Genomic DNA, 13496 nt, shown 5'->3' with positions numbered 1-13496 from the left:
ACGGTTTTGCTTTTCATCAGTCTACCGCGTATGGCTGTGACGCGCTTTAATAAGCGCACTTTCACGGGGGAAACTATTATGTCTGCCATGACGCAATCATCTGAACAGATCACTGAATCACTGCCCACACCGCTGGTCTTTACGCTGGCGGCGGGGGCGGGTCTGAGTGTCGCATCGATTTACTACAGCCAGCCGATGCTGGATATCATTAGCAAACAATTTAACGCCAGCATTGGCAGCGTCGGTATGGTGCCGATGCTGACGCAAGCGGGTTATGCGCTGGGTATCCTGCTGCTGGCCCCGCTCGGCGACCGCCACGACCGTCGCACCATCATCCTGATTAAAGGTCTGCTGCTGGTGGCGGCGTTGCTGCTGTGTGGATTCTCGGGCGGCCTGAACGCGCTGTTGATCGCCAGTTTTGTTACCGGTTTAACCGCCACGGTGGCGCAGGATATCGTACCGGCGTCGGCGGCGCTGGCACCAGAACGCAGCCGGGGGAAAACCGTCGGCACGGTGATGACCGGGTTGCTGGTTGGCATCCTGCTCTCCCGAGTGGTGAGTGGCGTGGTGGCGGAGTATTTCGGCTGGCGCACCATGTATCTGGTGGCGGCTGCTGCGGTACTGATGATCAGTCTCGCCCTGTGGCGCGTGCTGCCACGCTTTAAACCCGGCACTTCGGTGAGTTATCCGCGTCTGCTGCTGTCGCTGGCGCATCTGTGGCAACACCACCAGACACTGCGCCGTGCCGCGCTGGCGCAAGGCTTGCTGTCCGTTGGTTTTAGCGCCTTCTGGTCCACGCTGGCGCTGATGCTGAGCGATCGCTTCCATCTGGATAGCGCGGTAGCAGGGGCTTTTGGTCTGGCGGGCGCAGCCGGTGCACTGGCGGCCCCACTGGCGGGCAGCTTTGCCGACCGTATCGGTCCGGCGCGGGTGACGCAATACGGTGCCACGCTGGTGATGGTGTCCTTTGCGCTGATGTTCCTGCTGCCGGTGTTGCCGGTATCCGCCCAGCTTGGGTTGATCATCATCAGTACCGTCGGTTTTGACCTCGGTGTCCAGGCGACGTTGGTGGCGCATCAGACGCTGGTCTACAGCCTGGCACCCGAAGCGCGTAGCCGCCTGAACGCCCTGATGTTCACCGTGGTGTTTATCGGCATGGCAACCGGTGCCGCGCTGGGTAGCCTGGCGTTGGCGCACTGGGGCTGGACGGGTGTGGTGGCGCTCTCGACGCTGGCAGCCGCGTTGAGTTTGATGATTCGTCTGGCGAGTCGTCACCTGAAAAACTGACGTGGCAGGTTGCCTGATGAATTTAGTTGCATGGATGACAACAGGTGCGCAACATGGGGCATCGCAATTTCTGGCAACTACAGGAGCCTGTTATGAAAGTTTGGTTGCTCGCCCTCGTTGGGCTGGCACTGTCGACCAGTGCGCTGGCGGAGGACCCCAACTCAGACGCGGAACAAAACGTCTATGCCAGCCAGCTGTGCCATCTGGTGAGCAGTGAAAAAAGCACCGGAACCATGGACAGCTACGTGGCAAAAATGAAGGCGCAAATGGCCAGCGGTCAGGCGGAATTTGATGAAGAGATGGCGCAGGAAGTGATCAGTGGCTGGATGCAACTGGACGATGAAGAACGCAGCCAATTACGTCATAACCAGCAGCAATGTGAACAGACGGTGATGACGCAATTTCAGCAAGAAGATTAAATCTTTTTATCGACCGTTATAACCCTAAAATTCGCGCCATTTTTGGCGCGTTTTTTATAGCTTTTTTGTACAGATTGCGTACATAATCGCCAGCGTTTGGCATTGGACTTGCATCACCATAACGAGACACAGCCTCAAGGCTGTCCCTTTCCTGACAGTGGCTTCACAGCATGATGATAACGCGTCGCCGCCTTTTGCTGGCAACCGGGGCAACGGTACTTTCGATGACCACAGGCAAGCTGTTTGCCCGTGATGACATTATTCCTCTCTGGCCGGAAGATCCGCCCGGCGGCGGTGGCCCATCGGGTTTGCTCCGGGTCAGTGCCAACGGCTCCTGGTCCAATATTGTTTCACCAGCCATTCAGCGCTTTCGCCCGGAAAACCCCAATGGCGAAGCGGTGCTGATTGCGGCGGGCGGCGGTTATAAATGGATCGGCATGGGGCGTGAAGCCTGGCCGGTGGCGCGTTGGCTGAATGCCAACGGCTACACCGCCTATGTGCTGAGCTATCGCTTACCGGGCGAGAAGTGGCAGGCGGGCCATCTGGCCCCGTTGCAGGATGCGCAACGCGCTATCCGTCTGGTACGTTCGTTTGAACGCAAAGTCCATGTGCTCGGTTTCTCGGCGGGTGGTCATCTGCTGGGGATGGCGGCGGCACGTCCTGATTTCGATAGCTACCCGGCGCAGGACCCGCTGGATCAGGTGGTGCCGAGAGTCGACAGCGTCGGCCTGATCTATCCGGTCATCACCCTCGAAGCGCCTTACCAACACACCAACACCCATTTAATGATGGTGGGGAACAATGCCACCCCGGCCGAAGAGGCCAACTGGTCGGTACAGAATTTTGTCACCCGCAGTTATCCGCCGACCTTTCTGGCACAGGCGGAAGATGACCACACCTCCAATCCGCATAACACCGAATTAATGCGCGATACCTGCCGTCGCATGCGGGTACCGGTCGAATTAATTCAGCTCACGAAAGGTGGTCACGGTTTTGGCCTCGGTCAGGCGGGGACGCCAGCGGCACTGTGGGATCAGGCTTATGTGCGCTGGCTTGACCATCTGAGTTAAGCGTTGTTACGTCAGATTAAAATATTTATCTGGCTGCAACGGTGCAGGCAGCGGATCACCGTTCATCGCCTTCAGGTTGCGCTCAATTGCCACACAAATGGCGTCCAGCGGCAGGTCATTGGGCGCAGTGCCAAACGGATCTTCCAGTTCCTCCGCCAGCGATTCCAGCGACAAAAAGGTGTAGGAGATAAACACCGATACCAGCGGCGTCATGGCGTGCAGATCCGACACCAGCGCAAAAGGTAGCAGGGTGCAGAACAGATAGACGGTGCGGTGCAGAATCAGGCTGTAGGCGAAGGGAATCGGCGTGGTAGCGATGCGATCGCAACCGCCCAGCACCGTCGACAGATGATTCAGATTTTCATCAATGCTTTGCCAGACGATATCCGACACATGCCCTTCATGCCGCTGTTGCGCCAGCCATTCACCCATACACAGCAAAATCTGCGTCGTCGCTAACGGTTGATGTAGCACCGTATCGTGCCAGCGCGGCGGCAATGTACGCTGCAAATCTTCCAGCGGGTCCGAGCGGCGTAGCTGATGTTTCAGGCTCAGATTGAAGGCGATTTGTAGATCGGCAAACTCACGAGCCTGCTCCAGGCTGAGCGTGCGAATGCTTTTTATCTGACGCAGCAGGGAGCGCTGGGTAATCAGCAGCGTCCCCCACAGGGTGCGGGCTTCGGTAAAGCGGGCATAGCTGGCGTTGTTACGAAAGCCAAGGAAGATGGCGATCGACACACCAATCAGGCTAAACGGCGCGGTGGTCAGGTGAATACCGAGCGTTTCATACCAGGGAAAGCCGAGGATGGCGACAAGCGACATTACCAGGTTGAGTGACAGGCGGAACAGGATGCTGGTGAGCACCGAACCATGCCAGTCAAACAGCCGCAGGAACCAATGCTGGTGGGGACGAACAATCATTTTTGCGATGGTGAATTTTTGATTTTGTGAGCACAGGTTACGCCTGTCTTTATCGACTAATCAACGTTGTTTCGCGGAATCAATGCGACAGAAGAGGCGTTTTTTTCAGTTAAATCAATCTTCTAAAACCATTTTGAACAACTTATAAAATTCTTTCCGTTATCTCTTCAGCGCGGCTTTTTTTAAAGTTCATCTCAACGACACAACACACAAAACCCATACCGCTGAGGAATTTAACATGTCTAAACTTGACCTGCTCGACCCGCAAAACTCTACCCTGATCTTCATCGACCACCAGCCGCAGATGGCATTTGGCGTGGCCAATATCGATCGCCAGCAGCTCAAAAATAACACCGTTGCCCTGGCAAAAGCGGGCAAGATTTTCGACGTGCCGGTGATTTACACCTCGGTGGAAACCGAAAGCTTTAGCGGCTACATCTGGCCAGAACTGCTGGCGGTGCACCCGGAAGCGAAGCCGATTGAACGTACCTCCATGAACTCATGGGAAGATGCCAAATTCGTTGAAGCAGTCGAAAAAACCGGCCGTAAAAAGCTGATTATCTCTGCGTTGTGGACCGAAGTGTGCCTGACCTTCCCGGCACTGATGGCGCTCAAAGCGGGTTATGAAGTCTATGTGGTGACTGACACTTCGGGCGGCACCAGCGTCGATGCCCACGAACGTTCGGTACAACGTATGGTACAGGCGGGGGCAGTGCCGGTAACCTGGCAGCAGGTCCTGCTGGAGTACCAGCGCGACTGGTCACGCAAAGAGACGTATGACGCGGTGATGGACCTGGTGCGTGAGCACAGCGGTGCCTACGGTATGGGTGTCGATTATGCCTACACCATGGTGCATAAGGCTCCACAGCGTCATCTGTGATAGGGCAGGTGAATTTTAAGGGCATCAATAAACAGCCGCAGCGCCATCGACTGATGGCGGTTAGGTGGAAACCATAAGGCGATGCCCGCCGACTGCACACGCCACTCGGCCAGCAGCTCCACCAGTTGGCCGTTGGCTAATCCTGCGCTGGCGTAAGGCAGTGGCAGGTAAGCAATACCTAAACCGCCGATGGCCGCCTGGGCCATCAGTGCGTTGCTGTCGAGCGTCAGCTGCCCCGGCACATCCATTTCCAGCGACTCCCCCTGCCGTTGATACTCCCAGCGATAGCGTTTGCCACTTGGCAGCCGTTGGCGGATACACTGCTGCTGCTGTAAATCTTGCGGGTGTTGCACCGGCGGATGATCAGCAAGATAAGCCTGCGCAGCCACGGTAACAAACGTCAGCGGGCCGCCAAGCGGTACCGCCACCATGTCCTGCGGCACGTCTTCAATCAGCCGAATACCGGCATCAAAACCCTGCGCGGTGATATCCACCAAGGCACCCTGTGCGGCGAGGTCCAGTTCGATTTGCGGATATTGGGCGCTGAATGCCGGGATAACCTGGGTTAGCAGCAAGCCAATGGCCGCATCGCTGGCGCTGATCCGTAGCGTACCGTAATGCTGCTGGCGCTGAGCGCTGACGTCATACAGTACCTCATCCATCTCGTTCAACAGCGGCGTCAGCCGGGTGAGCAACTGCTGGCCCGCCTCGGTCAGTGACACGCTACGTGTGGTGCGCTGAAACAGCTGCACACCGAGGTTGTGTTCCAGCCCCTTCACCAGATGGCTGAGTGAGGAGCGTTTCAGCCCGAGCAGCTCGGCGGCGCGACGAAAACTGCGCTGCTCCGCCAGCGTTCTGATGGCTTGCAGTTCATGCCACGAAGGTCTTCTCATTGGTGGTTTTTCCTCACCAGGTCATACGCGATTAGGGAGACGATAACCACCAGTAAAGCGATCTACCATCAGGTTTTCAACTGGAGGAAGCAATGATGAAAACCTGGTTAATTACCGGTGCCAGCAACGGGCTGGGCCGTCTGATGAGTGAACGCTTACTGGCGCGTGGCGATGTGGTGATTGCCTGCGTGCGCCGTGTCACGGCGATGGCGGATCTGCAACAGCGTTACGGCGATCGCGTACAGGTGATCTCCCTGGATCTGGCCCAGACCGCCACCATTGCACCTGCGATCTCCGCGGCCTTCGCCGCAGTCGATCGTATCGATGTGGTGGTAAGCAACGCCGCTTACGGTCTGTTTGGTGCTGCTGAGGAGCTGAGCGATGCGCAGATTGAACGCCAAATCGCCACCAACCTCACCGGCTCGATCCAACTGATTCGTGCGGCGATTCCGCTACTGCGCCAGCAGGGCGGCGGGCGCATTGCCCAATTGTCGTCGGAAGGTGGGCAGGTGGCTTACCCTAATTTCAGCCTGTATCACGCCACCAAATGGGGTATTGAGGGTTTTGTGGAGGCGGTACGGCAGGAAGTCGCGCGTTTTGCTATCGACTTTTTGCTGGTGGAGCCTGGCCCGACGGCGACCAACTTTGGTGCCGGACTGGATGTGGCTGCGGCGCTGGAGTGCTATCGCGATACCGCGTCGGGTGAGCTGCGACGCAGGTTGCAATCGGGAGAGTTTGCCATCCTCGGTGATGCGGAAAAATGCGTGACGGCGATGATCGCCACGCTGGAACAGCCGCAGATGCCGCTCAGACTGGCACTCGGCAGTACCGCGTATCAGCATATCGACGCCGCACTGCAAAGCCGTCTGGCAGAGTTACATGCCCAACAAGTACAGGCTTATGCCGCTGATGCCTGAAGGCGGGAACAGGACTACAGTAAAGTCTGAGCCTGTTTAACCTGAAGGAATCACTATGTCTGTGCAATCTTTCCAGATTGCCATTGCGCAATCGCAGTTAGATGACCTCGAATGGCGTCTTCGTCAGACGCGCTGGGCAGCAACCTTGCCCGGCGATGCGTGGCAGAAAGGCACCGCCCCCGATGAGTTAAAGGCGCTGGTGGATTACTGGTTGCATCAGTATGACTGGCGTCAGCAGGAGCGTGAACTTAACCAGCTTGGGCATTATTACTGGCGGCAGGGGGAGACGCAGATCCATTTCATCCATCAACGTGGTAACGGGCCAAACCCGCTGCCACTGTTGTTGACCCACGGCTGGCCTGATTCGTTTCTGCGCTACCAAAAAATCATCCCGCTCCTGACCGATCCGGCGCGTTTTGGCGGTAAGGCGGAGGATGCGTTCGACGTTATTGTGCCGTCGCTGCCGGGCTTTGCGTTTTCCACCTGCCCGCCGGCGGGGGTTAACAATGCCCAAATCGCCGATCTCTGGGCGCAGTTGATGAGCGAGTTAGGCTATCCACGTTTTGCCGCCAGCGGGGGAGATATTGGTTCTGGTGTTACCCGCTATCTGGCGGTGCAGCATCCCGACAGGTTAGTGGGTATTCACCTCACCGATATTGGCCTGGTGCGTCCCTTAATGCAGGCGGCTGGTGATGACCTGACCGATGAAGCGCGCGCCTATCAGGCGGCAGCGATGAAATGGATCGCGCAGGAAGGGGCGTATATGGCGCTGCAATCGACCAAACCACAAACCCTCGCGTTTGCACTTAATGATTCACCGGTCGGACTGGCGAGCTGGATTCTGGAGAAATTCCGCAGTTGGGGCGATTGTCAGGGCAATGTGTTTGGTCGCTTCAGCAAAGATGAGCTGCTCAATAACATCATGCTGTACTGGCTGACCGGCAGCTACGGCACCTCTGCCAATCTCTATTACGAAAACAGCCATGCGCTGCCGCCGATGGAGAAAATCACGGTACCGACCGGATTGACGCGTTTTCCCTATGATCTGATGCCGCCGCCGCGTCACTGGGCTGAGCAAAATCTGGCTATCCGGCACTGGCATGAATTGCCACGCGGTGGGCATTTTACCGCGCTGGAAGAGCCGGAGCTGCTGGCGCAGGAGATTCGGGCGTTTTATCAACCATTGCGTTAAAAGGTATCATTTTTGTCGATATCTAAAATCAACAATCACGATTTCCGTGATGTCTGTGCCTTTGTCATGCTAAGCACCATCGGAAAAGGCAGGGAGAGGTTATCGCTGCCACACTTACTTTTTTGCTGACGAGGATGACTGACCATGCAAGCGATGATCTTAAAAAGCCCGGGTGGACTGGAGAATTTACAGTTGGTGGATCTGCCGGACCCCGGCAAACCCGGTCCGGGTGAGATCCGGGTAGCAATCCATGCCACCTCACTGAATTTCCACGATTTACTGGTAGCCCAGGGTGCCATTCCTACCGCCGATGGCCGCATTATGATGGCGGACGGTGCGGGTGTGGTGGAAGACGTCGGCGCTGACGTCAGTGAATTTAAGGTCGGCGATCATGTGGTCTCTGGCTTCTTCCCGCAGTGGCAGGATGGTTTACCTTATGCGCAGGTTGGTAACTTTGCCCAAACCCCGGGCGATGGTGCGCACGGTTTCGCCGCTGAAGTGGTGGTACGTCCGGCCAGCCATTTCACCCTGGCACCCGAGGGCTGGCGGCACGCCGAAGCGGCGACCATTACGACCTCGGGCCTCACCGCCTGGCGTGCGCTGGTGGGCGATGCGCAGATCAAAGCGGGTGACACCATTCTGACGCTGGGCACTGGCGGAGTGTCCATCACCGCGCTGCAAATCGCCAAAAGCATGGGCGCACGGGTGATCGTCACCTCCTCATCGGATGAAAAACTGGCGCGCGCCCGCGAGCTGGGCGCAGATGAAGTGATTAACTATCGCAGCACGCCGGAGTGGGGCAAAGCGGTACAGCAACTGACCCAAGGTCAGGGCGCAGATGTGGTGATTGAACTGGGTGGGCCTGGCACCATGGCGCAATCCATCGAAGCGGTGCGTGTCGGCGGCCATATCGCGTTGATTGGCGTGCTGACCGGGCGCGAAGGCGTAATCCCGACCTCGTTGTTAATGGCAAAACAGGCACGCATTCAGGGATTGATTGTCGGCCATCGCCGTCAGCAGCAGGATTTCGTGCGCGCACTGGAGCAGAGTGGCATTCGCCCGGTGATCAGCGACAGTTATGGTTCGTTAGGAGATCTGACGGCGGCGTTTCAACATCAGCAGAGCGCCGGTCACTTTGGCAAGATTACGGTGGAGTGGTAGCTGCATTGCGCGATAAATCGCGCCGCTACGAAATCGGCAGAAATTGTTGCCATTGAAGAAAATCGCACCGCTACGGTAGCGGCGCGATTTATCGCGCTGTTATCAATAATAATCGCCGTGGCGGTAATCCCATGAAGGGAAAATATCGGACAGCAGCGACATAATCTTATCCACATCAAGACCTTTGCGGATCAACACCGGACAGGGTGTAATTTTACGCTCGCCTTTTTGCTCCGGGATTAAACGGCCTTGGTTATCCACCATCGATACCATCACCCCCTGTTCATAACGCACTTTATTATCGTCGTTAGGCTGAATGGATTTGACGTAATCGTTGGCAGCAATAATTAAATCCGCACGGGATTCAATACGTTCGCCGATGCCTTCAACCAGACCACGGTTCCCCTGACCAGAGGGGTTAGCGGAGCTGGCAAAGGAGAATTTTCCGTGTTTTTCCCACAATTCTTTTGCCAGTATTTCACCCGGCTTGCCGAATTTAATCACGAAACAACTGGTCTGACGGCCATCCATCATTAACTCTTTGGAACCGTCAGCGGGAATACGCGCCAGCGCATCTTCACGCCACGGTAAGATGCAGCCCAGCAGAATGTCCTGATCCCAGTGGCGTTGATACAGTTCGTCGATTTCCGGGTTGAGTTGAGCCAGTGAACGCAACTGTTCCAGCGATCCGCACAGCACCACGCCCGGCTTGTTGCGATTACGATTTTTCGCCTCGAACTTGCGTTCCAGACCGGCTTTGTCGGAGGTCATGATGATGTAGCCGACCTTGGTCGGGCTGACGATCATGCCGCCCTCTTTGGCCAGAATTTCGATGGCTTCGTGCTGTAACCCGCCATTCCAGGTTATTTTTTTACCGCTCATGGATCGACCCTATCTGCCTACAAAATATGACGTACAGGAATATTACCTGCGATGAATATAAGGGATTACGTTATTAACCCGATATTTTCTCAGGATATGCGATGCCGTGATTTATTAGCAGGCAAACCATTAGAGTTATAGGGTTAATTGCACATTTCAGCAATAATCTTCTTGCGATAATAATACTAACAATAACGGTCATGCAACTGATGAAAATAACGATGAAATAGATAGGGTTAATTTTAAATAACGCTTAAAAACTGTAGTGTTATTCTAAAAATAGAAACGCTAAACAGGGGGTTACCCGCTTAGCGTCGCGCTTAAAAAAGCAGGGAATGTGCGGTGGCGCGCAGGGCGATGCCTAACAGAATACCCGGAACGGCGAAACGGAACAGACGCGGGAAGCGGCTGGACAGTCCGAGAAAAATCCCGATGCCGGGCAGGTCAAAGGTCTGAATCAGTAAACCTGCCGACGCGTTAATATTGTGGGCGCTGTACAACCCCTTTTCCACCAGGCCCGAGATCACGCCATAGTAAGCCGTGCCGCCTGCCAGACATTTGGTGAGCGCGGGCAGGATGTAGATCTCGGAAATATTCAGGCGATCCAGTAACGGAGATAACAGCCGGGTAAGTAACTCCACGCCACCGGCCTCTTTCAGAATGCCGACCACTGACAAGGAGAGGATCAGCATTGGTAGCGAACCGAGCGCCAGGCGAATCGCGTCGGAGCCAGCATTATTGATGATGGCAATTACACCGGGCTTCGCTTCTCTATGGCTGATTCCTTCGTCTTCATCACGTAGCGCGACGCCAGACAGTTTACGGCCAAAGAAATGGTAGGTGACGGAAGCCGCCAGTACTCCCCCACAAATGGAGATCAGAATGGCGGCTCCCCAGTGCAAACCGGCGGGAATCAACGGGTAAAAGGCATTTGCCTGACCCATGGCAAATAACATGCTGAGCGTGGCGGCCATATGGCGATCGGAGGTACCGCGTTTTTCCATAATCGCCAGCGCGGCGAGAGGAGCGGCGAAACTGACAAAATTTAACTGGATGAGAGCAAATAACGCCAGACCGGTAATACCCAAGGGTTTTAATAACGGTGTGGTATGACGCACAATAAAATCGAGTACGCCTTTCGCTTCCAGATATTTCATCACAAATAACATGACAACCATGATGGGAATCAGCGTATACAGCGCCACATCCACCGAGGCTTTGCCCGCCGACATAATAATGCTGATGATATTCATGCCTGATTGTGATCCTTGCTACCTAATCCCCGCTGCGCAACATGAATATTCACGCCAGCCTCCCTCTGCCCAATAATTCACTAAAAAATACCAACGCGATAAATGCGTTAGCGTCACAAAGGGGGAAATGTTATCCCGGTCAGCGCGGATTGAGTAGTAAAGAAACAGGTTTTTGTCTGGAAGGAAGGGAAGAAAAGCCAGCATGCAGTAGCATGCTGGCCGGGTGGGTTAACGCATCGTCACAAACTCTTCTGCGGCGGTCGGGTGGATCGCCACGGTGTTGTCGAAGTCTTTTTTGGTGGCTCCCATTTTCAGCGCCACGGCAAAGCCCTGCAACATCTCATCCATACCAAAACCGATGCCATGGATACCGACAATTTTCTCTTCCGGACCCACGCAAACCAGTTTCATCCGGCACGGCTGGCGGTGCTGGGTGACGGCAGTGTACATGGCGGTGAAGGCTGATTTATAGATTTTCACCTGATCATCGCCGTACTGCTCTCGCGCCTGGGGTTCGGTCAGACCGACGGTGCCAATCGGCGGGTGGCTGAACACCACGGTGGGGATATTGCTGTAATCCAGATGCTCGTCCGGCTTGTTATTAAACAGACGCTCAGACAGGCGACGGCCTGCCGCCACCGCTACCGGCGTCAGCTCTACCGCACCGGTGTTGTCGCCCACCGCGTAAATGCCCGGCACGCTGGTGTTCTGGAATTTATCCACCTTGATATAGCCTTTCTCATCCAGTGCCACGCCGGTGACGGCCAGATTGAAATTATCGTTGGCGGGTTCACGACCAATCGCCCATACCAGGCAATCAACGGTTTGATCAAAACCGTTTTCCAGTTGTAGCGTCAGGCTGCCGTCAGCGTTCTTGATCACTGCTTTTGGAATCGAGTCGGTATGTAATGACGGGCCTTCCGCCTGCATCACTTCAACCAGCGTATCGGTGATCAGCGGGTCGAAGCTGCGCAACGGCGCATGCTTACGCACGAACAGATGGGTTTCTGCCCCCAATGCGTTGACCACGCCGGCCAGTTCCACGGCGATATAACCGGCACCGACCACCGCCACGCGTTTGGGAAGAGCATCCAGCTCAAAGAAGCCGTCGGAATCGATGCCGTACTCTGCTCCCGGCACGTTGGGATGGCTTGGACGGCCACCGGTGGCGATCAGGATATGGTCCGCCGTGATCGTTTCGCCGTTCACCTCCACGGTGTGCGCATCCACAAAACGGGCGAAGCCTTTGATCACTTCAACGTTGTTCTTACCCAGCACGTTGTCGTATGAGGTGTGGATACGATCGATATAGGCGCTGCGATTTTTTACCAGGGTTGACCAGTCGAAGCGGTTGACCGTGGTGTCGAAACCGTAATCCGGGCCATAAAGGTGGATAGCTTCAGCAATTTGCGCCGCATGCCACATCACTTTTTTTGGTACGCAACCCACGTTGACACAGGTGCCGCCCAGCTCTTTGGCTTCAATCAGGGCGCATTTCTGGCCGTGCATCGCCGCACGGTTAATGGAGGCGATACCGCCGCTGCCGCCGCCAATGGCAAGGTAGTCAAAATGTCGGGTCATCAGATGTGTCCATTTGCAGGAAGAAAAATTGGGTTAGAGTGTAACGCTGACAGGGGAAAGGGCGCAAAGATTGCACCTATGATTGTGATAGGGTTGGATCAACACCCATTACAGGGAAGCACCGTATGCAACTGACATTTCTCGGCACCGGCGCAGGCGCGCCAAGCCTGCAACGTAACGTCACCGCCATTGCGTTGACCTTATCCAAACGGGGTGACACCTGGTTGTTCGATTGTGGTGAGGCGACGCAGCATCAATATATGCGTTCGACGCTGAAACCGAGCAAGCTGGAAAAAATCTTTATTACCCATCTGCACGGCGACCATATTTTTGGCCTGCCCGGGTTGCTTACCAGCCGTTCGATGGCGGGTTTAAAAGAGCCGCTGACCATTTATGGCCCACAAGGTATCCGCCAGTTTATCGACACGGCGCTGAGCCTGAGCGGCTCCTATACCAGCTTTCCGCTGGAAATCGTGGAAATCGCCGCCGGTCTGGTGTTTGACGACGGTGATTTCCGCGTCACCGCCTGGCCGATGAACCATATTGTTGAGTGTTACGGCTACCGCATCGAACAGCATGACAAGCCTGGCTTCCTTGATGCGCCGCGCCTGAAAGCCGAAGGCGTGCCGCGCGGGCCGTGGTATCAGCAACTGAAACAGGGTGAACGTGTTCGGCTGGAGGATGGGCGCGAGATTAACGGCGCGGAGTATCTGGGGCCAGCCACCAAAGGAAAGGTGGTGGCGATTTTTGGCGATACCGGGCCGACCGAGGTGGCATTACAACTGGCGGCCGATGCTGATGTGATGGTGCACGAAACCACGCTGGAGGCGGCACTGGCAGAAAAAGCCAATAGTCGTGGGCATTCAACGACGGTACAAACGGCAGAGGTGGCAAAACAGGCCAGGGCTAAGCGGTTGATCGCGACCCATTTCAGCTCGCGCTATTTGTCTCAGGATCGGGAAAGATTACTGGCGGAGTGCCAGTCCATCTTTGCGGCGACGGAACTGGCACATGATTTCGCGGTGTTCGAGATTTAGTGC

At 55.7% G+C, this 13496-nt stretch carries 13 protein-coding genes; 8 read left to right on the top strand and 5 right to left on the bottom strand.

All coding sequences use genetic code 11. The features are described 5' to 3' along the window. Positions 1–78 precede the first annotated feature (78 nt). The 3 genes from PAT9B_RS19040 to PAT9B_RS19030 all read left to right on the top strand — a co-directional run bounded on the left by PAT9B_RS19040 (position 79) and on the right by PAT9B_RS19030 (position 2776). Complete coding sequence (locus PAT9B_RS19040) at positions 79–1287, top strand: MFS transporter (RefSeq protein ID WP_013510901.1); 1209 nt, start codon at positions 79–81, stop codon at positions 1285–1287. 92 nt (positions 1288–1379) lie between these two features. Next, complete coding sequence (locus PAT9B_RS19035; RefSeq protein WP_013510900.1) at positions 1380–1706, top strand: enkurin domain-containing protein; 327 nt, start codon at positions 1380–1382, stop codon at positions 1704–1706. Positions 1707–1879: 173 nt separating this feature from the next. Continuing rightward, positions 1880–2776, top strand: coding sequence for an alpha/beta hydrolase (locus tag PAT9B_RS19030; protein ID WP_041526019.1), 897 nt, complete (start codon positions 1880–1882; stop codon positions 2774–2776). A gap of 6 nt (positions 2777–2782) precedes the next feature. Here PAT9B_RS19030 and PAT9B_RS19025 read toward each other — a convergent pair whose 3' ends face one another. Continuing rightward, a complete protein-coding gene (locus PAT9B_RS19025) occupies positions 2783–3697 on the bottom strand; it encodes a bestrophin family protein (protein WP_013510898.1) in 915 nt (304 codons plus the stop codon). A gap of 238 nt (positions 3698–3935) precedes the next feature. Here PAT9B_RS19025 and PAT9B_RS19020 point away from each other — a divergent pair, with 238 nt between their 5' ends. Then, positions 3936–4577, top strand: coding sequence for a hydrolase (locus tag PAT9B_RS19020; protein WP_013510897.1), 642 nt, complete (start codon positions 3936–3938; stop codon positions 4575–4577). On the opposite strand, the gene PAT9B_RS19015 is transcribed toward PAT9B_RS19020, so the two are convergent. Further along, positions 4568–5470, bottom strand: coding sequence for a LysR family transcriptional regulator (locus PAT9B_RS19015; protein ID WP_013510896.1), 903 nt, complete (start codon positions 5468–5470; stop codon positions 4568–4570). The genes PAT9B_RS19020 and PAT9B_RS19015 overlap by 10 nt on opposite strands. Positions 5471–5565: 95 nt before the next feature. Here PAT9B_RS19015 and PAT9B_RS19010 point away from each other — a divergent pair, with 95 nt between their 5' ends. The 3 genes from PAT9B_RS19010 (at position 5566) to PAT9B_RS19000 (ending at position 8740) form a co-directional block, all read left to right on the top strand. After that, positions 5566–6387: an SDR family oxidoreductase gene (locus PAT9B_RS19010; RefSeq protein ID WP_013510895.1), complete on the top strand. Its 822-nt coding sequence runs from the start codon at positions 5566–5568 to the stop codon at positions 6385–6387. A gap of 55 nt (positions 6388–6442) precedes the next feature. Next, complete coding sequence (locus PAT9B_RS19005; RefSeq protein WP_013510894.1) at positions 6443–7579, top strand: epoxide hydrolase family protein; 1137 nt, start codon at positions 6443–6445, stop codon at positions 7577–7579. Positions 7580–7723: 144 nt separating this feature from the next. Next, positions 7724–8740 carry an NAD(P)-dependent alcohol dehydrogenase gene (locus tag PAT9B_RS19000; protein WP_013510893.1) on the top strand — a complete coding sequence of 339 codons (1017 nt, stop codon included), beginning with the start codon at positions 7724–7726 and terminating at the stop codon, positions 8738–8740. 102 nt (positions 8741–8842) lie between these two features. Here the strand turns inward: PAT9B_RS19000 and PAT9B_RS18995 are convergent, their stop codons facing one another. The 3 genes from PAT9B_RS18995 to gorA form a co-directional block, all read right to left on the bottom strand. Further along, positions 8843–9622 carry an L-threonylcarbamoyladenylate synthase gene (locus tag PAT9B_RS18995; RefSeq protein ID WP_013510892.1) on the bottom strand — a complete coding sequence of 260 codons (780 nt, stop codon included), beginning with the start codon at positions 9620–9622 and terminating at the stop codon, positions 8843–8845. Between the two features lie 320 nt (positions 9623–9942). After that, entirely contained in the window at positions 9943–10875 is a 933-nt protein-coding gene (locus PAT9B_RS18990; RefSeq protein ID WP_013510891.1) for a nucleoside recognition domain-containing protein, read from the bottom strand. A 228-nt stretch (positions 10876–11103) separates the two neighbouring features. Continuing rightward, entirely contained in the window at positions 11104–12456 is a 1353-nt protein-coding gene (gene gorA, locus PAT9B_RS18985; RefSeq protein ID WP_013510890.1) for a glutathione-disulfide reductase, read from the bottom strand. Between the two features lie 125 nt (positions 12457–12581). Between gorA and rnz the strand changes: the two genes are divergently transcribed. After that, positions 12582–13493 (top strand): ribonuclease Z, encoded by a 912-nt coding sequence (gene rnz / locus PAT9B_RS18980; RefSeq protein WP_013510889.1) that lies wholly within the window; start codon positions 12582–12584, stop codon positions 13491–13493. Positions 13494–13496 lie beyond the last annotated feature (3 nt).

Origin of the sequence: Pantoea sp. At-9b (assembly GCF_000175935.2) — a bacterium.
Lineage (GTDB): Bacteria > Pseudomonadota > Gammaproteobacteria > Enterobacterales > Enterobacteriaceae > Pantoea.
This window is presented reverse-complemented; position numbering and strand designations above follow the sequence as displayed.

Coding starts and splice junctions, on each gene's coding strand:
- PAT9B_RS19005 (WP_013510894.1), top strand. CDS start 6,443: ATGTCTGTGCAATCTTTCCAGATTGCCATTGCGCAATCGCAGTTAGAT.
- gorA (WP_013510890.1), bottom strand. CDS start 12,456: ATGACCCGACATTTTGACTACCTTGCCATTGGCGGCGGCAGCGGCGGT.
- PAT9B_RS19020 (WP_013510897.1), top strand. CDS start 3,936: ATGTCTAAACTTGACCTGCTCGACCCGCAAAACTCTACCCTGATCTTC.
- PAT9B_RS19025 (WP_013510898.1), bottom strand. CDS start 3,697: ATGATTGTTCGTCCCCACCAGCATTGGTTCCTGCGGCTGTTTGACTGG.
- PAT9B_RS18995 (WP_013510892.1), bottom strand. CDS start 9,622: ATGAGCGGTAAAAAAATAACCTGGAATGGCGGGTTACAGCACGAAGCC.
- rnz (WP_013510889.1), top strand. CDS start 12,582: ATGCAACTGACATTTCTCGGCACCGGCGCAGGCGCGCCAAGCCTGCAA.
- PAT9B_RS19040 (WP_013510901.1), top strand. CDS start 79: ATGTCTGCCATGACGCAATCATCTGAACAGATCACTGAATCACTGCCC.
- PAT9B_RS19010 (WP_013510895.1), top strand. CDS start 5,566: ATGAAAACCTGGTTAATTACCGGTGCCAGCAACGGGCTGGGCCGTCTG.
- PAT9B_RS19035 (WP_013510900.1), top strand. CDS start 1,380: ATGAAAGTTTGGTTGCTCGCCCTCGTTGGGCTGGCACTGTCGACCAGT.
- PAT9B_RS19000 (WP_013510893.1), top strand. CDS start 7,724: ATGCAAGCGATGATCTTAAAAAGCCCGGGTGGACTGGAGAATTTACAG.
- PAT9B_RS18990 (WP_013510891.1), bottom strand. CDS start 10,875: ATGAATATCATCAGCATTATTATGTCGGCGGGCAAAGCCTCGGTGGAT.
- PAT9B_RS19015 (WP_013510896.1), bottom strand. CDS start 5,470: ATGAGAAGACCTTCGTGGCATGAACTGCAAGCCATCAGAACGCTGGCG.
- PAT9B_RS19030 (WP_041526019.1), top strand. CDS start 1,880: ATGATAACGCGTCGCCGCCTTTTGCTGGCAACCGGGGCAACGGTACTT.